The organism is Streptomyces sp. Go-475 (assembly GCF_003330845.1).
Lineage (GTDB): Bacteria > Actinomycetota > Actinomycetes > Streptomycetales > Streptomycetaceae > Streptomyces.
Map to the genome: position 1 here is coordinate 968,130 of NZ_CP026121.1, position 21,135 is coordinate 989,264.

The 21,135-nt window shown below is 72.2% G+C and carries 18 protein-coding genes; 11 read left to right on the forward strand and 7 right to left on the reverse strand.

Annotated elements, in window-relative coordinates; all coding sequences use genetic code 11:
• Positions 1–80: 80 nt before the first annotated feature.
• Positions 81–503 carry a secondary thiamine-phosphate synthase enzyme YjbQ gene (locus tag C1703_RS04300; RefSeq protein WP_114257291.1) on the reverse strand — a complete coding sequence of 141 codons (423 nt, stop codon included), beginning with the start codon at positions 501–503 and terminating at the stop codon, positions 81–83.
• A 349-nt stretch (positions 504–852) separates the two neighbouring features.
• Between C1703_RS04300 and C1703_RS04305 the strand changes: the two genes are divergently transcribed.
• Genes C1703_RS04305 through C1703_RS04320 form a run of 4 tightly spaced genes read left to right on the forward strand, consistent with a single transcriptional unit; the run spans position 853 to position 4,621 of the window.
• Entirely contained in the window at positions 853–1,722 is an 870-nt protein-coding gene (locus C1703_RS04305) for an ABC transporter permease (RefSeq protein WP_114250616.1), read from the forward strand.
• Positions 1,695–2,435 carry an ABC transporter ATP-binding protein gene (locus C1703_RS04310; protein ID WP_114250617.1) on the forward strand — a complete coding sequence of 247 codons (741 nt, stop codon included), beginning with the start codon at positions 1,695–1,697 and terminating at the stop codon, positions 2,433–2,435. The genes C1703_RS04305 and C1703_RS04310 overlap by 28 nt, the downstream gene beginning before the upstream one ends.
• A 41-nt stretch (positions 2,436–2,476) precedes the next feature.
• Complete coding sequence (locus tag C1703_RS04315) at positions 2,477–3,505, forward strand: ABC transporter substrate-binding protein (RefSeq protein ID WP_114250618.1); 1,029 nt, start codon at positions 2,477–2,479, stop codon at positions 3,503–3,505.
• 39 nt (positions 3,506–3,544) lie between these two features.
• Positions 3,545–4,621: an NAD(P)-binding domain-containing protein gene (locus C1703_RS04320; protein ID WP_114250619.1), complete on the forward strand. Its 1,077-nt coding sequence runs from the start codon at positions 3,545–3,547 to the stop codon at positions 4,619–4,621.
• 3 nt (positions 4,622–4,624) lie between these two features.
• Here the strand turns inward: C1703_RS04320 and mltG are convergent, their stop codons facing one another.
• Positions 4,625–5,464 (reverse strand): endolytic transglycosylase MltG, encoded by an 840-nt coding sequence (gene mltG, locus C1703_RS04325; RefSeq protein WP_114250620.1) that lies wholly within the window; start codon positions 5,462–5,464, stop codon positions 4,625–4,627.
• Between the two features lie 43 nt (positions 5,465–5,507).
• Positions 5,508–7,310 carry an ABC transporter ATP-binding protein gene (locus C1703_RS04330; RefSeq protein ID WP_114250621.1) on the reverse strand — a complete coding sequence of 601 codons (1,803 nt, stop codon included), beginning with the start codon at positions 7,308–7,310 and terminating at the stop codon, positions 5,508–5,510.
• 87 nt (positions 7,311–7,397) lie between these two features.
• Here C1703_RS04330 and C1703_RS04335 point away from each other — a divergent pair, with 87 nt between their 5' ends.
• Positions 7,398–7,847, forward strand: a complete 450-nt coding sequence (locus tag C1703_RS04335) for a MarR family transcriptional regulator (protein WP_114250622.1) — start codon at positions 7,398–7,400, stop codon at positions 7,845–7,847.
• A gap of 91 nt (positions 7,848–7,938) precedes the next feature.
• On the opposite strand, the gene C1703_RS04340 is transcribed toward C1703_RS04335, so the two are convergent.
• Both C1703_RS04340 and C1703_RS04345 read right to left on the reverse strand, forming a co-directional pair.
• On the reverse strand, positions 7,939–9,357 hold the full coding sequence (locus tag C1703_RS04340; protein ID WP_114250623.1) for a cation:dicarboxylase symporter family transporter: 1,419 nt from the start codon (positions 9,355–9,357) through the stop codon (positions 7,939–7,941).
• A gap of 175 nt (positions 9,358–9,532) precedes the next feature.
• Entirely contained in the window at positions 9,533–11,119 is a 1,587-nt protein-coding gene (locus tag C1703_RS04345) for a peptide-N4-asparagine amidase (RefSeq protein ID WP_198678086.1), read from the reverse strand.
• A 199-nt stretch (positions 11,120–11,318) separates the two neighbouring features.
• On the opposite strand from C1703_RS04345, the gene C1703_RS04350 reads away from it, so the two are divergent.
• The 4 genes from C1703_RS04350 to C1703_RS04365 all read left to right on the forward strand — a co-directional run bounded on the left by C1703_RS04350 (position 11,319) and on the right by C1703_RS04365 (position 16,054).
• The gene (locus C1703_RS04350) at positions 11,319–13,124 is read left to right on the forward strand and encodes an ABC transporter ATP-binding protein (RefSeq protein ID WP_114250625.1); all 1,806 of its coding nucleotides are present in this window, start codon (positions 11,319–11,321) and stop codon (positions 13,122–13,124) included.
• A complete protein-coding gene (locus tag C1703_RS04355; protein ID WP_114250626.1) occupies positions 13,121–14,902 on the forward strand; it encodes an ABC transporter ATP-binding protein in 1,782 nt (593 codons plus the stop codon). Before C1703_RS04350 ends, C1703_RS04355 begins: the two co-directional genes overlap by 4 nt.
• A 391-nt stretch (positions 14,903–15,293) precedes the next feature.
• Positions 15,294–15,764, forward strand: coding sequence for a DUF5709 domain-containing protein (locus C1703_RS04360; RefSeq protein WP_114250627.1), 471 nt, complete (start codon positions 15,294–15,296; stop codon positions 15,762–15,764).
• A gap of 44 nt (positions 15,765–15,808) precedes the next feature.
• A complete protein-coding gene (locus tag C1703_RS04365) occupies positions 15,809–16,054 on the forward strand; it encodes a type B 50S ribosomal protein L31 (protein ID WP_010040933.1) in 246 nt (81 codons plus the stop codon).
• Between the two features lie 19 nt (positions 16,055–16,073).
• Here the strand turns inward: C1703_RS04365 and C1703_RS04370 are convergent, their stop codons facing one another.
• Positions 16,074–16,868, reverse strand: coding sequence for a metal-dependent hydrolase (locus C1703_RS04370; protein ID WP_114250628.1), 795 nt, complete (start codon positions 16,866–16,868; stop codon positions 16,074–16,076).
• A 145-nt stretch (positions 16,869–17,013) separates the two neighbouring features.
• On the opposite strand from C1703_RS04370, the gene C1703_RS04375 reads away from it, so the two are divergent.
• Positions 17,014–19,527, forward strand: a complete 2,514-nt coding sequence (locus C1703_RS04375) for a DEAD/DEAH box helicase (RefSeq protein WP_198678087.1) — start codon at positions 17,014–17,016, stop codon at positions 19,525–19,527.
• 37 nt (positions 19,528–19,564) lie between these two features.
• A complete protein-coding gene (locus C1703_RS04380) occupies positions 19,565–20,437 on the forward strand; it encodes an acyl-CoA thioesterase II (protein WP_114250629.1) in 873 nt (290 codons plus the stop codon).
• 59 nt (positions 20,438–20,496) lie between these two features.
• Here C1703_RS04380 and C1703_RS04385 read toward each other — a convergent pair whose 3' ends face one another.
• Positions 20,497–21,117, reverse strand: coding sequence for a TetR/AcrR family transcriptional regulator (locus C1703_RS04385; protein ID WP_114250630.1), 621 nt, complete (start codon positions 21,115–21,117; stop codon positions 20,497–20,499).
• Between the last annotated feature and the right edge of the window lie 18 nt (positions 21,118–21,135).

A 21,135-nucleotide genomic window follows, 5' to 3' on the forward strand; every position in this document is an offset into this window, starting at 1 on the left:
GGGCATTACGGGCATGCGTCACGGCATGCCGGAGCGCCCGGGGCCCGGCGGCCGGCCGGGCCGGGCCGGGCGGACCGCGCTCAGCCCAGGAAACTCAGCCGCACCTTGCGATCCGGGTTGTCCTTGTTGGTGTCCACCAGGCACACCGACTGCCACGTCCCGAGCTCCAGGCGACCGCCCAGCACCGGCAGGGTCGCGTGGGGCGGCACGAGCGCCGGCAGGACGTGGTCGCGGCCGTGGCCGGGGCTGCCGTGCCGGTGCTGCCAGCGGTCGTCGGCGGGCAGCAGCGTGTGCAGCGCGGCCAGCAGGTCGTCGTCGCTGCCGGCGCCGGTCTCGAGAACGGCGATCCCGGCCGTGGCGTGCGGGACGAAGACGTTGAGCAGGCCGTCGCGGCCGGCGGCCGCCTCGCGCAGGAAGGACTCGCAGTCGCCGGTGATGTCGACGACCCTCTCCGTGGAACCGGTGGTGATGTTCAGGACTCGGGTGGTGAAGGCATCTGACATGCCCTCCATCCTGACGCACGCGCCGGGTTCCACCGGGACGCGCCCGACCGTGTACTGATACCGGAGTCCACTGGACGAGACGCCCGTTGACCGTGCGCATGCCGACTGGCTAGGTTCTGGCGCATGTTGCGTTCAGCCCTGCTCACCACGCGCGGTCACATCGACCTGCTGCGGGTGGCCTCCGCCGCGTGTCGCCGCGGCTGCTGACGCCCTTCTCCCTCTTCTCCTTCGTTTTTCCCTTCCTCGCCCTCGTCGCGCCTGCCCGCTGACCGGCTCTGAGCCCGTCGGCGTGGCGCGGCGCGGGTGAGGTGTGCCCTCACCCCGGCCCTCGCTCTTACGTGGAGCCCCCATGAGCATCAGCCATGCCCCGCCCCCATCATCGACACCCGATATTTCGCTTATATCGGGTGCGGATCTCGATCTCCAGCCCCTGGTGCCCGCCTCCTCCCGCCGCGCCCGTGTGCCCCGCTGGCTGCGGCGCACCACCGGCCCGGTCCTGCTGCTCGCGCTGTGGCAACTCCTCAGCAGCACCGGGGCGTTGCCCCCTGACGTGCTGGCCTCGCCCGGCCGGATCGCCCGGGTCGCCGGGGACATGGTGGCCGACGGCTCACTGCCCGCGGCCATGGGCACCTCGCTCCGGCGGGTCGCCGCCGGGCTGCTGCTCGGTCTGCTCGTCGGCATCGGACTCGCCCTGGTCTCGGGCCTGTTCCGGATCGGCGAGGACCTCGTCGACGCGCCCGTGCAGATGCTGCGGACCGTGCCGTTCGTGGGTCTCATCCCGCTGTTCATCATCTGGTTCGGCATCGGCGAGGCCCCCAAGGTCGCCATCATCACGCTCGGCGTGACCTTCCCGCTCTACCTCAACGTCTACGCCGGGATCCGGGGCGTGGACGCCCAGTTGATCGAGGCCGGGGAGTCCCTCGGGCTGTCGCGCTGGGGGCTCGTCCGGCATGTCGTCCTGCCGGGCGCGCTGCCGAACGCCATGACCGGCCTGCGCTACTCGCTCGGCATCGCCTGGCTCGCGCTGGTCTTCGCCGAGCAGGTCAACGCCGACTCCGGCATCGGGTTCCTGATGGTGCAGGCGCGGGACTTCCTGCGGACCGACGTGATCGTGGTCTGCCTGGTCGTCTACGCCTTCCTCGGCCTGCTCGCCGACTTCATCGTCCGCTCTCTCGAAAAGGTGCTGCTGCAATGGCGACCGACGTTCACCGGCCGGTGACCCCCCAGGCGGTCCACGTCGAGGGGCTCACCCGCTCCTTCGACGGGCGCGCCGTCATCGACGACCTGCGACTGGACGTCCGGCCGGGCGAGTTCGTGGCCCTGCTCGGCCGCAGCGGCTGCGGCAAGTCGACGCTGCTGCGCATCCTCGCCGGGCTGGACCGCGACATCGAGGGCACCGTACTGGTGCCGCGCCGCAAGGCCGTCGCCTTCCAGGCACCGCGGCTGATGCCGTGGAAGAAGGTGTGGCGCAACGTCCTGCTGGGCCTGCCCGGCAAGCCCGCACGCGCCGTCGCCGAGCAGGCCCTGGACGAGGTCGGCCTCGGCCACCGCACGGACGCCTGGCCCAAGACCCTCTCCGGCGGCGAGGCCCAACGCGCCTCCCTCGCCCGGGCGTTGGTGCGCGAGCCCGATCTGCTGCTGCTCGACGAGCCGTTCGGCGCGCTCGACGCGCTCACCCGCATCAAGGCCCAGCGGCTCGTGGGCGAGTTGTGGCAGCGCCGGGGCTGCGCGGTGCTCCTCGTCACCCATGACGTGGAGGAGGCCGTGCTGCTCGCCGACCGCGTCCTGGTGATGGACGGCGGCGTCATCGCCCACGAGCAGCGCGTCGACCTGGACCGCCCCCGCGACATCACCGACCCGCGCTTCGCCGCCCTGCGCGCCGGGCTCCTCGAACGCCTGGGCGTCGAGGCGACGGCCGCCGAAGCCGCTTGAACTCCCCTTCTCCTCCCTCTACAGCGAACGGAACCGCCATCATGCGACGACGCCTCGTCCCCGCCGCCCTGCTCCTCCCCCTCGCCCTGCTGCTCACCGCCTGCGGCGGGAACTCGGCCGCCAGCACGTCGGACGGCGGCACCGACGGCAAGGGCTCCGTCACGATCGACGTCGGTGATCAGAAGGGCGGTTCGGAGGCCATTCTGCGGGCCGCCGGGGAGCTGAAGAACCTGGACTACAAGATCAAATGGTCGACGTTCACCTCGGGGCCGCCCCTGCTGGAGGCGGTCAACGCGGGGGCCGTCGACATCGGCGGCGTCGGCAACACCCCGCCGGTCTTCGCGGCCGGGGCGGGCTCGAAGATCAAGGTCGTGGCCGCCTGGCACGGCACGTCCAAGGGCGACACCATCCTCGTCCCGAACGGCTCGCCCCTGAAGAGCCCCGAGCAGCTCAAGGGCAGGTCGGTCGCCGTCGCCCAGGGCTCCTCCGCCCACTTCCAGCTGGTCGCGTCCCTGAAGAAGGCCGGGCTGAAGCTGAGCGACATCAAGGTCAAGTACCTCCAGCCGGCCGACGCGCTCGCCGCGTTCACCTCCGGCAAGGTCGACGCGTGGGCGGTGTGGGACCCGTACACCTCGCAGATACTCAAGGCCAGGCAGGGCCGGGTCCTCACCGACGGGGAGGGCGTGACCAACGGGCTCACCTTCCAGGTCGCCGCCCCGGCCGCCCTGAAGGACAAGAGGAAGGCCGCCGCCGTCAAGGACTACCTGGAGCGGCTGCGGCGCGCCTACACCTGGGTGTACGACCACGAGAAGGAGTGGGCCGAGGTCTGGGCGAAGGACACCGGGCTCCCCGAGGACGTGGCGCTGGCTGCGGTCAGGCGCACGTACACGACCCGGATCGCGGTCGCCGTCGACAAGCCGCTGATCGCCTCCGAGCAGGAGATCGCCGACACGTTCACGGCGCTGAAGCTCATCCCGCGCAAGGTCGACTTCGCCGAGTTCACCGACACCCGGTTCAACGGCGACCTGCCGCCGTCGACCTCGGCGGCACGGCCCTCGGAGGGCTCGTAGCGCGGGAAGATCCACGGCCGCCGCACTGTTGGTAGAAGCGTGAACAACACACGCGAGGTCGAGGTAGTCGTCATAGGCGCTGGTCAGGCCGGTCTGGCCGGCGCCTATCACCTGCGGCGATCCGGTTTCGAGCCGGACCGCGACTTCGTCGTGCTGGACCACTCCCCCGGGCCCGGCGGCGCCTGGCAGTTCCGCTGGCCGTCGCTGACGTACGGCAAGGTGCACGGCATGCACGCGCTGCCCGGGATGGAGCTGACGGACGCGGACCCGGCGCGGCCGTCCGCCGAGGTGATCAGCGAGTACTTCGACCGGTACGAGCGGACCTTCGGCCTGCGGGTGCGGCGGCCCGTCGACGTCCGGGCCGTGCGCGAGGGGGCCGGCGGGCGGCTGCTGGTGGAGACCTCGGACGGCGTGTGGTCGACGCGGGCGCTGATCAACGCGACCGGCACCTGGGACCGGCCGTTCTGGCCGCGCTATCCCGGCCAGGAGACCTTCCGGGGGCGGCAGTTGCACACCGCGCAGTACCCCGGGCCCGAGGAGTTCGCCGGGCAGCGGGTCGTGGTGGTGGGCGGCGGCGCCTCGGGCACCCAGCACCTGCTGGAGATCGCCTCGTACGCGGCGGCCACGACATGGGTGACCCGGCGCCCGCCCGTCTTCCGGGAAGGGCCCTTCGACGAGAACGCGCGCCGGGCGGCCGTCGCGCTCGTCGAGGAGCGGGTACGGCAGGGGCTGCCGCCCCGCAGCGTGGTCTCGGTGACGGGGCTGCCGCTCGACGACGCGATCCGGCAGGGCATCGAGGACGGGGTGCTCGACCGGCAGCCGATGTTCGACCGGATCACCCCGGACGGGGTCGAGTGGAACGACGGCCGGCGCGTCGACGCCGACGTGATCCTGTGGGCCACCGGGTTCCGGGCCGCCATCGACCACCTCGCCCCGCTGCGGCTGCGCGGCCCCGGCGGCGGCATCCGCATGGAGGGCACGCACGCGGCCGCCGACCCCCGCGTCCACCTCGTCGGCTACGGCCCCTCGGCCAGCACGATCGGCGCGAACCGCGCGGGCCGGGCGGCCGTCCGCGACATCAGGCGGTTGCTGGAACGGGAACCGGCCGCGGCATGAATCTCAGGGACGTTCCGCCGTGCTCTTGCGGTGGGCGTTGAACTCCGCGACGTTGCGGGTGTGTTCGCGGTAGTCCGCGGTGAAGCGGGTGTCGCCCGGCTTGACCGTGACGAAGTACAGCCAGTCTCCCGGGGGCGGGTTGACGGCGGCGCGCATCGCCTCCTCGCCGGGGTTGTCGATGGGCGTGGGCGGGAGTCCCATGCGCTGGTACGAGTTGTAGGGGCTGTCGAGGCGCGTGTCGCCGGCCGTCGTGCGGAGCGTGGAGCGGTTCAGCGCGTAGTTGAGGGTGGAGTCCATCTGCAGCGGCATGCCGCGCTCCAGGCGGTTGAAGATCACCCGGGCCACCTTGCCCATGTCGGCGCGGGTGGCCGCCTCCGCCTGGACGATGCTCGCGATGGTGACGGCCTGGTAGACGTTCATGGCGTTGCGCTGCGCCCCGGCGGCGATGGGCGCGCCGTTGAACTTCTCGTTCGCCGTGTCGACCATCAGCGCCAGGAGCTTTTCCGGCGTGACCTTCTCCTGGAGTGGATAGGTCGCCGGGAAGAGGTAGCCCTCGGGGTTGCCCTCGGCGTCGTTCGGCAGCTTCAGGGCGGCCTTCGCGAGGGACTTCTTCGTGCTGCCGGCGGGCAGGGCGAGGGCCTTGTCGACGGCGGCGTAGACCTGGCTCGCGCGCCAGCCCTCGGGGATCACCAGGGTCGTGGGCCGGCCGTCCTCCTCGGGCGCCAGGGTCAGCAGCGGCACCGCCACCGCGGTACCGACCACGACGGCCCCGGTCGCGACGAGGGCGATGCGGCCGCGGCGCGTCAGTCGAATCGTGCTCCGTGGCGGAGTGTTCTTCTGCATGCGGGCACGGTAACCCGCATATCGCCATAAACCCGGCATATTTTCATCTTGTCGGTTCCAGTTGGGCGTCCCGGCGTACGAGCGCCGCGTACCGGCCGTCCCGCTCCAGGAGTTCCTCGTGCGTGCCGCGTTCGACCGCGCGCCCCGCGTCGAGGACCACGATCTGGTCGGCGCCCCGCACCGTGGAGAGCCGGTGGGCGATGGTCAGGGTGGTGCGGTTCGCCGACAGCGCGTCGATCGCGTCCTGGACCGCGGCCTCGGTCCGGGTGTCCAGCGCGCTGGTGGCCTCGTCGAGGATGAGGACCGGCGGGTCGCGCAGGATCGTGCGGGCGATGGCCAGGCGCTGCTTCTCACCGCCGGAGAAGCGGTGGCCGCGCTCGCCGACGACGGTGTCGTAGCCGTCGGGCAGGGACGCGATGTGGTCGTGGATCTGCGCCGCCTTCGCCGCCTGGTGCAGTTCCTCGTCGGTGGCGTCGGGCTTGGCGAAGCGCAGGTTGTCGGCGACGGAGGCGTGGAAGAGGTACGTCTCCTGCGAGACGACGCCGACCGCGCGGGCCAGGGTGTCGAAGTCGAGGTCGCGGACGTCGACCCCGTCGAGGGTGACGCGGCCGCCGGTGACGTCGTACAGGCGGGGCACCAGGTAGCCGAGCGTGGACTTGCCGGCGCCGGTGGGTCCGACGACGGCGAGGCTGCCGCCGGCCGGGACGGTGAGGTCGATGCCGTCGAGGACGGGGCCGCCCTCGTCGTCGTAGCCGAAGGAGACGTTCTCGAAGCGGACCTCGCCCTTGATCCGGTCGAGGCGGACCGGGTCAGGGCGTTCGGTGATGTCGATCGGCAGGTCGAGGTACTCGAAGATGCGCTGGAAGAGGGCGAGCGAGGTCTGGATCTGCACACCGGTCGACAGCAGGCTCACGGCGGGGCGGAACAGGCCCTGCTGGAGCGAGACGAACGCGACGATCGTGCCGATGGAGACCTCGGGGCCGCCCAGTTGGAGGGCCATGCCGGCGGTCCAGTAGATGACGGCGGGCAGGGCGGCCATGACGATCGTGATGACGGCCATGCGCCAGCGGCCGGCCATGTTGGACCGCACCTCCAGGTCGACGAGTTCCTCGGACTCGTCGGCGAAGGACTTCGTCAGCGAGTCGGAGCGGCCCATCGTGCGGCCGAGCAGGATGCCGCTGACGGAGAGCGACTCGGTGACCGTGGCGGCCATGGCGGCCATCTGCTTCTGGCGCTGGGTGGTGATCTTCCGCCGTTCGTTGCCGACGCGGCGGCTGATCCACACGAACACCGGGAGCAGCAGCAGGGAGACGACGGTCAGGCGCCAGTCGAGGGCGATCATCGCGACGATCGTGGCGATCACGCTGGTGGCGTTGGAGACGAGCGAGGTGGCGGTGGAGGTGACGGTGGCCTGCATGCCGCCGATGTCGTTGGCGATGCGGGACTGCACCTCGCCCGTGCGCGTGCGCGTGAAGAAGGCGAGGGACATGCGCTGGAGCCGGCCGTAGACCGCGGTGCGCAGGTCGTGCATGACGCGCTGGCCGACCGTCGTGGAGATGAGGGTCTGCAGCACGCCGAAGACGCTGGTGAGGACGGCGCTGAGGATCATGCCCAGGGCGAGCAGGCTGAGCAGGCCCGTGCGCCCCTCGGGGATCGCGACGTCGAGGATCTCCTTCAGCAGGAAGGGCGTGGCGACCGAGACCAGCGAGGAGGCGCCGACCAGCAGGCCGACGACGGCGAGCCGGCCCCGGTACGGGCGGAAGAGCCGGAGAATGCGGCGGACCTGCCGGGGCTGTTCCGTCGCCTCGGCGGGTGGGGTCCAGGACGCTTCGTGGTCGGGGTGCATGGGCTCCTTCGAGGGGGTGCGGCGGGCCGGATCACAGCTCATTGTTACCTATACTCACAATGAACTGCATCCTGATATTGTTCCCGCATGACCACCCCCGATCCCGACGGCCTGCTCGCCGAGCAGTTGCTCCGGCTCACCCGCCGGGTGCACCGCATCCAGAAGCGCCATCTGGAGCAGCGCGAGCTGGGCATCACGCCGGCGCAGTCCCGGCTGCTGCGCACCCTGGCGCACTGGGGCTCGCCACCGCGCATGGCGGATCTGGCCGAGCGCCTGGAGGTGGTGCCCCGGGCCGTGACGACGCTGGTCGACGCCCTGGAGGCGAGCGGCAAGGTGCGGCGGGTGCCGGATCCGGCGAACCGGCGCGTGATCCGCATCGAGCTCACGGACGACGGCCGGGGCGCGCTGCGCGAGCTGCGGGCGGCGCGCAGGTCGGCCGCGGAGGAGATCCTCGCGCCCCTGACGGAGGATCAGCGCGCGGCGCTCGGGGGGCTGCTGGACACACTGATCGACGGGACGCCGGTGCGTTCCTGCTGATGCCCCGGGCTCAGGACGCCTCCACCCACACGACGGGCCGCGGCCGCCGCTCCCTCTGCCGGAGCGGTGGCCGCGGCCCGTTCGGTTTCGGTCAGCCGACCTCGGGAGCGGGCTCCTTGGGCTTCTGGGCGGGGATGCCCGGCGCCGGGGTCGCGGCCGTCGTCGGCTCGACCGCCCGGGTGTCGTCGCTGTCGCCGTCGCCGCCCTGAGGCGGGTCCGTCTCCTCGCCGTCGAGCGTCTTCTTCGCCCGCTCGATGTCGAGCGCCCCCTCCCAGCGGGACACCGCGAAGACGGCCACGCAGTTGCCCAGCAGGTTCGTGACGACCCGCATCGAGTCCATGATGCGGTCCACGCCGAGGAGCAGGGCGACGGCTCCGGCCGGAATGGCGCCCAGGGACGAGGCGGTCGCGGCCAGGGCGAGGAACGCCGAGCCGGGGATGCCCGCCATGCCCTTGCTGGTCAGCATCAGCACCAGGACCACGGTGACCTGCTGTCCCAGGGTCAGGTCCACGCCCACCGCCTGGGCGATGAACAGCGTGCCGATGGACAGGTAGAGCGAGGCGCCGTCGAGGTTGAACGAGTAACCGGTGGGCAGCACCAGGCCCACGGCGTCGTCGCGGGCGCCGGCCCGGCGCAGCTTCTGCATCACGCGCGGCATGACGGACTCGGTGGAGGCGGTGCCGAGCGCCAGCAGCATCTCCTCGCGGATGTAGCGCAGGAACTTCCACAGGCTGAGCCCGGTCACCATCCGCAGGGCGACGGCGAGCAGCGCGATGAACAGCGCCGCCGCGACGTAGCAGAGCACGATGAGCTTGGCGTACTTCGTCATCACGCCCAGGCCGTAGTTGCCGACCAGGTGGGCCATGGCGCCGAACACCGCGAGCGGGGCCAGCCGCATGACGAAGCCGACGACCGCGAAGATGATCTCCTGGGCCTGCTCGATCGCGGGCAGGATCTTCGGCACCTTGGTGTGCCCGAGGTGGAGCAGGGCGGCGCCCACCAGACAGGCCAGGATGAGCACCTGGAGGAGTTCGTTGTCGGCGAAGGCGCCGATGAAGCTCTGCGGCAGCGCGTTCAGGACGAACTCGGTCGTCGAGGGCAGATGGCCGCCGCCCGTGGTCTCGTTCACCGCGGCGGCGTCCAGCGACGAGGGGTCGACGTTCATGCCCTTGCCGGGGCCGACGAGGTTGGCGGCGACGAGGCCGATGACCAGGGCGGCCGTGGAGGCGACCTCGAACCAGATCAGGGCCTTGACCCCGATCCGGCCGAACGCCTTCAGGTCACCGGCCTTGGCGATGCCGACGACGACCACGCAGAACACCAGGGGCGAGATCACCGTCTTGATGAGCCGGGTGAAACCGTCGCCGAGCGGCTGGAGAGCCGTGGCCGTGTCCGGCCACAGCTTCCCGACGACGATTCCGAGGACGAGCGCGCAGAGGACCTGCGCGAACAGTGAGGTACGCAGCGTGCGTGCGACGCGTCGCGGCAGGGACGGTACGGACGGTGGCACGGGGCCTCCTTGGGGGACGGACTACACAGAAGCCGGAGGGGACTTCTGCGATACGGAAAGCGGCTTCCGTGACCGATCACTGTGGAGGTTGTCTTGATCGCGCACAAGACCGCAACGTTTCAGCCATGTAAAAGCACCTTGAGTGGCGCACATCACACGCGTCACACGGGTCGCCTCAGCAGCGTCTGCGGTCCGTCGTGAGCACCCCCTGCGTGGTGGTCAGCGTGCGGTCGTAGCAGCCGTGGGAGCCGTGGAGCCGGTACCGCTCGCTGGTGGTGCCGACCGCGTGCCGTTGGTCGCGCGGGACGCCCGCCGTGTAGGTGGCGTCGCCCGTGTAGGTGTCGTCGAGGCGTGACCACGCCGTGCGCCGGCCGTCGCGCAGGACGGCGGTGGTGGCGCGGTCGCCGAGGGTCAGGACCGTGCGCAGCCGGTCGCCCGCGCCGAGCGTGGTCGTGCCGTCCATCGTGTAGGTGCGGTGCGTGCGGGTGCCGCGGCCGTCGACGGTCACCGACTCGTCGTCGGTCCAGGTGGCCGTCAGCCCGTCGCTCGTCTCGCCGTCGGTCCAGCGGTGTTCGGAGGTGTGGGCGAGAGAGCGGCTGACGGTGGTGGTGACGCGGCCGTGCGAGGTGTCGACGTATCCGGCGACGGTCAGCCGGTGCGCGCCCTCGGTGTCCACCCGGTGCCCGGAACCCGGAGTGTATACAGAGGAGTTGGCCAGGTGGCCGGCCTTGTGCACGGTGAGGGCGCCGGTGACCCGCGCGCGCCGTTCGTCCTGCCAGACCAGGACGTTCACGGGCGCGCTCCAGCCGGTCTGCCCCTCGGGCACGCCGACGACCGACACCTCGACGCGGTGCGGGCGGCCGTCGTTGAGGAGGCCGGCGAAGGGAGTGAGGTCGTAGGTGATCGGCTTGATGTCGAAGGCGCGGGGGCCCGGGATCACGTACCAGAGGAACGGGTTGGACCAGCCGCCGGTCCACACGGTCGGGAACGGCGTGGCGATGCCCGCGAGTCGGCCGTCCACGCGGATCTGCACCTCGCGGTAGGGGCCGCCCTGGCCGGCCTTGCAGGAGTACGGCGCCGGATCGGGCACCGTGAGGTACCAGTACTCCTCGCAACCGCCGCCGGAGCCGGTGGCGTACACCTCGGCGACGATGCGTTCGCTGTTGCGCGGGGTGGTGAGGGTCGTGCCGCCGTCGAGGGTGAGGACCCGGTCGGGGCTCGCGGCGTCGGGGCGGCCCGGGTAGAACGTCAGCGTGACCGTGACGTCGAGGACGCCCGTGTAGGTGTCGTCGACGACGTTCCCGATGAGCATCTCGACGTCCCGGCTCTTCCGGAAGGTGTCGCCGTAGCGCGTGACGTCCTTCTCCACCGACCACTCGATGCCGTCGGGCGAGGGCTGCGGCGTGGAGGTGCGGAAGATCTCCACCCCGCCGACGTGGAGGTAGCCGAGCCGGTCGTACTGGCGGCCCTTGACCTTGCCGTCGAGCCGCAGCACCACCTTGCTCCAGCGGTCGCCGCAGCCGTCGGGCGGGGTGTAGGTGCCGCGGTAGGGGGTGAAGTCGCGGAACCGCGCCCGGGCGAGGGTGACTTCGCAGGACTTTCCGGACGGCCGCTCGACGGGCGGGGCGGCCGTGACCGGGTCGTGCCAGTCGGTGCCGAACTCGGCCGGGACGTCGGCCGCCCGGGCGGGACCGGCGCCGAGGAGGGTGCTCGCCAGGAGGGTCGCCCCGGCAAGCATGGACATGACGATCCGTCTCTTCATGGGCGGTGTTCTACGGGGAGTCCGCCGCCCGCGCAATGAGCACCGGCCCGCCGGGGCAGCCCTGTTCCCACCCGTGTCGGCCGGTTCCGGCCGGTGGACGGAAAACCGGTTGCCTCCGACCACGTGGCGACGCGAACCTGTCACGGTTTGCTGCCCTCGGTCCTCACCCCCATCCCCTGACACGAGCCACTGGGACGTCATGCAGATTCAAGACCTTCCGTATCCCGACCCGGGCGTGCCAGACACGCGATCGGGTCCCCGATTCCTGTGGTGGCTCTTCCGGAACCAACTGGGCGGTCAGCTCAAGTCGCTGGCCTGGGGGCTGCTGCACTTCGCCTCCGTCGCCGCGCTGCCGTTCTGCGTCGGTGTCGCCGTGCAGGCCGTGGTCGACCGCTCCGGCTCGCGACTGGCCCTGGCGGGCGGGCTGCTGGCACTGGCCTGCGCCGGCAACGCGGTCGGCGACACCTTCCTGCACCGCTCCGCCGTCACCAACTGGATCACGGCAGCCGCCCGCGTCCAGCAGCTCCTCGCCCGCAAGGCCGCCCAGTTGGGCTCGGCGCTGACCCGGCGGGTCGCGGCCGGTGAAGTGGTGGCGGTCTCCACGGGTGACGTGGAGAAGATCGGCTGGTTCGTGGAGGCCCTGTCCCGGTTCACCGCGGCCGTGGTCACCGTCGTGCTGGTCTGTGCCGGCCTGCTCGTCTACCAGCCGGCGCTCGGCGTGGTCGTCGCCGTGGGCCTGCCCGTGCTGGCACTCGCCGTGCTGCCGCTGCTGCCCCGCGCCACCCGGCGCGCCGACGTCCAGCGCGAGAAGGCCGGACGCGCCACCGAACTCGCCTCCGACACCGTCGCCGGACTGCGCGTGCTGCGCGGCATCGGCGGCGAGGAACTCTTCCTCGAACGCTACCGGCGCGCCTCCCAGGAGGTCCGGCACGCGGCCGTGCGCAGCGCCCGGATGTGGTCCCTGATCACCGCGATCCAGGTCCTGCTGCCGGGACTGCTGCTCATCGCGGTCGTCTGGTACGGCGTGCACCTGGCGCGCCAGGGCCGGATCACCGTCGGTGAACTGGTCACCGTCTACAGCTCGGTGATGGTCCTCACCTATCCGCTGCGGCACTTCGAGGAGATCGCCATGGCGTACTCCTTCTCCCGGCCGTCCGCGACGCGGGCCGCAGGTGTGCTGGCGCTGGAGCGGGCCACGGACACCGCGGGGTCGCGCACGGCCGGCGTCCCCTCCGGAGACCTCTACGACCCGGAGTCCGGGCTGCTCGCACCGGCCGGCCGGCTGACCGCCGTGGTGTGCGGCGACCCGGACGCGGCGGGCCGGCTGGCCGAACGGCTGGGCGGGCACCCCTCGCAGGAGGGCACCTCGGTGCTGCTGGGCGGAGTGCCGCTCGACGAACTCCCGCTGGACAGCGCCCGTACGGCCGTCCTCGTCCAGGACAAGGACCCGGTCCTGCTGTCGGGCACGTTGCGCGACCTGCTCGACGTGCCCGCGTCGGGTGACGTGGAGCCGCGCGCGGCGCTGGCGGCGGCGCAGTGCGAGGACGTGCTGGCGGCGCTGGTGCAGGGGTCGCTGGGCGCGACCGACCCCATGGACGCCCGGATCACCGAGCGCGGCCGGTCCCTGTCCGGCGGTCAGCGGCAGCGGCTCGCGCTCGCCCGGTCGCTGCTCGCGGACCCGGAGGTGCTCGTCCTGGACGAGCCGACCTCGGCCGTCGACTCGCACACCGAGGCCCGGATCGCCCAGGGCGTACGGGAGTTGCGCGCGGGGCGCACGACCGTGGTGTTCACCTCCTCCCCGCTGCTGCTGGACCGGTCCGACCGGGTCGTGTTCCTGCACGAGGGCGAGGTCGTCGCGGTCGGTACCCACCGGGAACTGGTGCACTCCGAGCCCCGTTACCGGGCGGTGGTCACGCGCGAGACGGACGACGAGGCCGCGCTGAGCGGTTCCGTCGCCCTGAAGGACGTCCTGCAGGAACTGGAAGAGATCGAGGAGAAGGCATGATCGGCGTAGCGCCACCGGCGTACGACCCGGCGGCCCCGACGACGGCGAACACCCTGCCGGTGGGGGCCCCCGCGACCGTCCGCGCCTACGTGGCCGAACTGCTGCGCCGGCACAGCCGGGCGTTCCTGCTGCTGGTCGCCGTCAACACGGTCGCCGTCATCGCCTCGATGGCCGGTCCGTGGCTGCTGGGCGGACTGGTGGAGCGGGTGTCCGACGGGGCACGGGAGCTGCGGCTGGAGCTCACCGCGGGGCTGTTCCTGGCCGCGCTGGCCGTCCAGGCCCTGTTCGTCCGTCAGGTGCGGCTGCGCGGCGCGATGCTGGGCGAGCGGATGCTGGCCGACCTGCGCGAGGACTTCCTCGTCCGGTCGGTCGGGCTGCCGCCCGGCGTGCTGGAGCGGGCCGGGACCGGCGATCTGCTGTCCCGGATCACCACGGACATCGACCGGCTGGGCAACGCGATGCGCGAGGCCGTGCCGCAGCTGTCCATCGGCGTGGTGTGGGTGGTCCTGCTGATGGGCGGGCTGGTCGTCACGGCGCCGCCGCTGGCGCTCGCCGTGCTGCTCGCCCTGCCGCTGCTGATCGTCGGCTGCCGCTGGTACTTCCGGCGGGCGCCCTCCGCGTACCGCTCGGAGTCCGCCGGGTACGCCGCCGTGGCCGCCGCGCTCGCCGAGACGGTGGACGCCGGGCGCACCGTCGAGGCCCACCGCCTCGCCGAGCGCCGCATCGCCCTGTCGGAGCGCCGCATCCGGGAGTGGACCGCCTGGGAGCGGTACACGCTCTGGCTGCGGTCGGTGCTCTTCCCGGTCATCAACACCACGCACGTGACCGTGCTCGCCTCCGTCCTGATGATCGGCGGCGTGTTCGCCCTGCACGGGTGGATCGACGTCGGGCAGCTCACGACCGGCGCGCTGATCGCCCAGATGCTCGTCGACCCGGTGGGCATGATCCTGCGCTGGTACGACGAGCTGCAGGTGGCGCAGGTGTCCCTGGCCCGGCTCGTCGGGGTCCGGGACATCGAGCCGGTCGACGGTGACGCCGAGCTGGTCCCCGACGGGCGCCATGTGCACGCCGACCGGGTGCACTTCGGCTACCTGGAGGACGTGGACGTCCTGCGCAAGGTGTCCCTGGAGGTCGCCCCCGGCACCCGGCTGGCGCTGGTCGGTCCCTCGGGGGCGGGCAAGTCCACGCTGGGCCGGCTGCTCGCCGGGATCTACGCGCCCCGGGACGGCCGGATCACCCTGGGCAGCGCCGAGCTGTCCCGGATGCCCGCCGAACGCGTCCGCGAGCACGTGGCGCTGGTCAACCAGGAGCACCACGTCTTCGTGGGGTCCCTGCGCGACAACCTCCTGCTGGCCCGGACGGGTGCCGACGACGCCGAGCTGTGGGCGGCGCTGGGCGCGGTCGACGCGGACGGCTGGGCCCGGGCGCTCGACGACGGCCTGGACACGGAGGTCGGCTCGGGCGGGCTGGCGCTCACCCCGGCGCAGGCCCAGCAGATCGCGCTGGCCCGCCTGGTGCTGGCCGACCCGCACACGCTCGTCCTGGACGAGGCGACGTCCCTGCTCGACCCACGCGCCGCCCGTCACCTGGAGCGCTCCCTGGCCCGGGTCCTGGACGGCCGCACGGTCGTCGCCATCGCCCACCGGCTGCACACCGCGCACGACGCGGACGTCATCGCCGTGGTCGAGAACGGACGGATCAGCGAGCTGGGCAGCCACCAGGAGCTGGTCGCGGCGGACGGGGCGTACGCGGCGTTGTGGAGGTCGTGGCACGGGTGAGTGAGTCCCGGGGGTAGGGACGCGTGCCGGGCGGGGCCCGGTCTCGTGCCGGTGATGAGGCCGGGCCTCAGGGAGGGCGGGCCACGGCTGGGGCGGGCAGCGGGCAGGCCGGGCCGCCGGTGGGCCGGTCGCAGGCAGGCAGGCCGGTCGCAGGCAGGCGGGGCCGCCGGTGGGGCTGGGCCGGAGCGGGCCCCGGGTACCACCGGGGCGCGCGGCCCTGCCCTGGCGTTGCGCGGTGGCGAGGCTCGGTGGAAGGCTGGAAGCAGGCACCGGCTCGGGGAACGCCCGGGAACCACGCGGTTCGGCGACGGGCGGCGCCAGTGTTCCGTACGGCGGCGGCCCGGCGCGGGCCCCGTGGTGACGGGCTCGTCCCCACCCCCTGGAGGTACCCGTGAACAGCTCCGACGGCTGGGGCGACGACGTCTACCAGCCGGACCAAGACGAGCAGAGGGAGGACACGGGGCTGCTCGACGCCGAGGACACCCTGGAGTACGACGGCGTCGACGATCCCCTGGACCGGGGCTGGTCCCCTCCCGAGCGGCCCTGGGCCGTCGAGCACCTCGGCGTGACGGCGGCCGAGCGGCTGCGGGGCGAGACGCTGGACCAGCGGCTCTCCGAGGAGCTGCCGGACCCCGTCGCGCCCGACGGGGACGGCCTCGGGGACTGCCAGGGCACCGACGGGGAACTCCTCGACAACGAGGTGGGCGCCGCCCGCTCCGGCCGCCTGGTGGCGCCCGACGAGGGCACGCACGAGGACGAGGAGCCCGCGCTGGTCGCCATGGACGTGGGCATCGACGGCGCGGCCGCGTCGGCCGAGGAGGCCGCCGTGCACATCGTCGACGAGGACACCCTGCCCGGCTGATCACAGCACCGACCGAGCCGACCCGAGCCGTCCGAGGAGCATCCATGCAGCAGGACAAGCACCCCGACTACCACCCCGTCGTCTTCCGCGACCGCGCCGCCGGGTACGCGTTCCTCACCCGGTCCACCGCGACCAGCGACCAGACCATCGAGTGGGACGACGGCGAGACCTACCCGGTCGTGGACGTGGAGATCTCATCGGAGAGCCACCCCTTCTACACGGGCAAGGCCCGCACGGTGGACTCGGAGGGCCGGGTCGCGGCGTTCGAGCGGCGGTACGGCGGCGGCTGAGGCCCGTGAGCGGGCGCGCTCAGATGACGTTGAGCGCCGCCGCGCAGCCCACCCCGCCGAGCAGCATGAACGCCGGCATCAGCACCCTGAGCTCGACCCAGCTGCCCGCCCGGAACCGCATGGCCTTCGGCGGCCCGACCGGGTACCAGCGCTTCCGCCCGACCGGGATGGGCCACAGGATCGGGCAGCCGGAGACGGTCAGCGCGTCCCCGATGTCGTGCACGATCGCGCCCAGCACCACCGGCAGGCCCAGCCACAGGTACTCCTGGCCCGGCGCCGTGAACAGCCAGTCCGCGCCGTTGCCCGGCTGGTCCAGGATGCCCGCGAGGATCCACGCCGTGGTCGCGGCCAGCAGCCAGACCAGGACGTCGGCGCTGGAGCCGCGGGTCGCCCGCCACAGCAGGCCCTCGATGGCCAGGACCAGGTGCACGAAGAGGATCGCGAGGACGCCCCAGCGGTCGCTGCTGATCGCCACGACCGAGGTGCCGGCGCCGATCAGCACCGCCCACAGCCAGGTGTGCGTGAGGGTGCGGTGCCCGCCGGAGCGGCGCGGGTCGCCCTGCTTCTTCGTGGCCTTGTAGACGGCGTACGACAGCTTGTCGACGATCTCGCACAGCCAGCGCGACAGCGGCCCGAAGGACCGGGAGATGGTGGCCGCCTTGTGGTCCAGGTCCGGGGCGAGGGCGGCTCCGGCGCAGATCAGGGCACCGACGAGGAGGACCGGCCAGGGCATCGGCTGCCCGGCGGCGGCCGCGGCCGCACCGACGCCGAGCCAGGCGGCGGCGCCCGACAGTGAGTGTGCTGGTCCCATCATGGCCGTTCCCCGCCCCATTCCTCGTGTGCCGCTGTCCAGTTGACCGGGTGCGCTGACGCGTCGTCGGCGCCCCAGCGTAGCGTTCGTGATCTTCCGGGCCGCAGCCGATTCCCGCATCGGGCACCGGGCCAGGCAAGATGGGGGCGTGACCCTCATCGATCAGCTGCCGCCGACCGCCGACCCCGACGCCCTGTACGAAGCCTTCGAGTCGTGGGCCGGCGAGCGGGGGCTCACGCTCTACCCCCACCAGGAGGAGGCGCTGATCGAGGTGGTCTCCGGCGCGAACGTGATCGTGTCGACGCCCACCGGATCCGGCAAGAGCATGATCGCCGCGGGCGCGCACTTCGCGGCCCTGGCCCGCGACGAGGTCACCTTCTACACGGCTCCGATCAAGGCGCTGGTGTCGGAGAAGTTCTTCGAGCTGTGCAAGATCTTCGGCACGGAGAACGTCGGCATGCTCACCGGCGACGCGTCGGTCAACTCCGACGCCCCGGTCATCTGCTGCACCGCCGAGGTCCTGGCGTCGATCGCGCTGCGCGACGGCAAGGACGCGGACGTCGGCCAGGTCGTGATGGACGAGTTCCACTTCTACGCCGAGGGCGACCGCGGCTGGGCCTGGCAGATCCCGATCCTGGAGCTGCCGCAGGCGCAGTTCGTGCTGATGTCGGCGACGCTCGGCGACGTCTCCTTCTTCGAGAAGGACCTCACCCGCCGCACCGGCCGCCCCACGGCGGTGGTCCGCTCGGCCACCCGCCCGGTGCCGCTGTCCTACGAGTACCGCTTCACGCCGCTCACCGAGACGCTCACCGACCTGCTCCAGGCCCGGCAGGCGCCCGTGTACATCGTGCACTTCACGCAGGCCCAGGCCGTGGAGCGGGCGCAGGCGCTGATGAGCATCAACATGTGCTCGAAGGAGGAGAAGGAGCAGATCGCCGACCTGATCGGCAACTTCCGCTTCACCACCAAGTTCGGCCGCAACCTCTCCCGTTACGTCCGGCACGGCATCGGCGTCCACCACGCCGGCATGCTGCCCAAGTACCGCCGCCTGGTGGAGAAACTCGCGCAGGCCGGTCTGCTGAAGGTCATCTGCGGCACCGACACGCTCGGCGTCGGCGTCAACGTCCCCATCCGCACGGTGCTGTTCACGGCCCTCACCAAGTACGACGGCACCCGCGTGCGCACCCTGCGGGCCCGGGAGTTCCACCAGATCGCGGGGCGCGCCGGCCGGGCCGGTTACGACACGGAGGGCTTCGTCGTCGCGCAGGCCCCCGAGCACGTCGTCGAGAACGAGAAGGCCCTCGCCAAGGCCGGCGACGACCCCAAGAAGCGCCGCAAGGTCGTCCGCAAGAAGGCACCGGAGGGGTTCGTCGCCTGGTCGGAGCAGACCTTCGAGAAGCTCATCGCCTCGGAACCGGAGCCGCTGACCTCCCGGTTCCGGGTGACGCACACGATGCTGCTGTCGGTGATCGCCCGCCCCGGCAACGCCTTCGACGCGATGCGCCGGCTGCTGGAGGACAACCACGAGCCGCGCAAGCAGCAGCTGCGGCACATCCGCCGGGCCATCGCCATCTACCGCTCGCTGCTCGACGGCGGCATCGTCGAGAAGCTCGACGAGCCGGACCCCACCGGCCGCATCGTCCGCCTCACGGTCGACCTCCAGCAGGACTTCGCGCTCAACCAGCCGCTGTCCACGTTCGCGCTCGCCGCGTTCGAGCTGCTCGACCCCGAGTCGCCGTCGTACGCCCTCGACATGGTGTCCGTCGTGGAGTCGACGCTCGACGACCCGCGCCAGATCCTCGCCGCCCAGCAGAACAAGGCGCGCGGCGAGGCCGTGGCCCAGATGAAGGCGGACGGCGTCGAGTACGAGGAGCGCATGGAGCGCCTCCAGGACATCACGTACCCGAAGCCCCTGGAGGAGCTGCTCTTCCACGCGTACAACACGTACCGCAAGAGCCACCCCTGGGTCGGCGACCATCCGCTGTCGCCGAAGTCGGTCATCCGCGACATGTACGAACGGGCGCTGTCCTTCACGGAGTTGGTGTCCCACTACGAGCTGGCCCGCACCGAGGGCATCGTGCTGCGCTACCTGGCCAGCGCCTACAAGGCCCTCGACCACACCGTCCCGGACGACCTCAAGTCCGAGGACCTCCAGGACCTGATCGAGTGGCTGGGCGAGATGGTGCGCCAGGTCGACTCCAGCCTGCTGGACGAGTGGGAGCAGCTCGCCAACCCGGAGGAGATGACCGCCGAGGAGGCCCAGGAGAAGGCCGACGAGGTCAAGCCGGTCACCGCCAACGCGCGCGCCTTCCGCGTCCTGGTCCGCAACGCCATGTTCCGCCGCGTCGAACTGGCCGCCCTGGACCAGGTCGAGGAGCTGGGCGAGCTGGACGGGGAGTCCGGCTGGGACGCCGAGGCGTGGGGCGAGGCGATGGACAAGTACTGGGACGAGTACGACGACCTCGGCACCGGTCCCGACGCGCGCGGCCCGAAGCTGCTGCTCATCGAGGAGGAGCCGGAGAACGGCCTGTGGCGGGTGCGGCAGATCTTCCACGACCCGAACGGCGACCACGACTGGGGCATCAGCGCGGAGGTGGACCTCACCGCCTCGGACGCGGAGGGCCGTGCGGTCGTCCGGGTCACCGACGTCGGCCAGCTGTGACGGGCCGGGCCGCAGCGAGCACAGGAGGATCCCACCGATGACGACGAACCCGGCCGAGAGACTGGTCGACCTGCTCGATCTGGAGCAGATCGAGGTCAACATCTTCCGTGGCCGCAGCCCGCAGGAGTCCCTGCAGCGGGTGTTCGGGGGCCAGGTGGCGGGCCAGGCCCTGGTCGCCGCCGGCCGCACCACGGACGGTGACCGTCCTGTGCATTCGCTGCACGCGTACTTCCTGCGCCCGGGCATCCCGGGCGTGCCGATCGTCTACCAGGTCGAGCGCGTGCGCGACGGCCGGTCGTTCACGACCCGCCGGGTCACGGCCGTGCAGCAGGGCCGCACGATCTTCAACCTCACCGCTTCCTTCCACAAGCCGGAGGAGGGCAGCTTCGAGCACCAGCTGCCGCCGGCCCGCTACGTCCCGAACCCGGAGTCGCTCCCGACCGTCACGGACGAGATCCGGGAGCACCTGGGCGCCCTGCCCGAGCAGTTGGAGCGGATGGCCCGTCGCCAGCCCTTCGACATCCGCTACGTGGACCGGCTGCGCTGGAGCCCGGAGGACGTCGAGGACGCCGAGCCGCGCAGCGCCGTGTGGATGCGCGCGGTCGGGCCGCTCGGCGACGATCCGCTCGTCCACACCTGCGCCCTCACCTACGCCAGCGACATGACCCTCCTGGACGCCGTCCGCATCCCGGTCGAGCCGCTCTGGGGCCCGCGCGGCTTCGACATGGCGTCCCTGGACCACGCGATGTGGTTCCACCGCCCCTTCCGCGCCGACGACTGGCTGCTGTACGACCAGGAGTCCCCCATCGCGGTCGGCGGCCGTGGTCTGGCCCGGGGCCGCATCTACGACCGTGACGGCCGACTGGTCGTGTCGGTCGTGCAGGAGGGGCTCTTCCGGAAGCTGGGCTGACCTGGCCCCCTCCTCGTCAGCGCCGCCAGGGGCGCAGACAGCGTCGGCGGGGCCGGGCCTCAGGCGGTGCCGGCGGGGCCGGGCAGGAAGATCAGGTCCAGCTGGTGGGCGAGCACGCCGGTGGCCGACTCGGCGCTGCGCTGGCCGACCAGGACGCTGGTGCCGAGCCCGGCGGACAGGGACAGCAGACCGGCCGCCGCCGCCCGGGGGTCCACGCCGGGCCGCAACCGCCCTTGCTCCGCCGCTTGCCGGAGCAGCCCGGCCACGGTGTCCTCGGCGCTGTCCGGGTCCTTGATGAACGGCTGGGCGGCGAGCGCCTCGTCCGTCACGGCCAGGACCGCGTACGAGGTGTACAGGTGGTGAAAGGTGCGGCTCTCGGCATCGACCGGCAGGGCCGCCGCCAGGAGCGCCTCGATCACCGCGCGCGGCCCCGGGTCGGCGCCCGCGGCCGCCACCCGGGCGGCCACCCTTCGCGCGAACCGCTCGGTGAGATGGCGGAGCCCGAAGAGCAGCAGCTTCTCCTTGGACTCGAAGTAGTACTGCACCAGCCGGAGCGACACACCCGCCTCCGCCGCCACGTCGCGCATCCCCACCGCGTGCAGGCCCAGCCGCCCGGCGGCCCGGACGAGTGCCTCCGCGATCTCGGTCCGCCGCTCCGCATGGTCGACGCGTCTGGGCATCCTTCGCTCTCCGCTCCG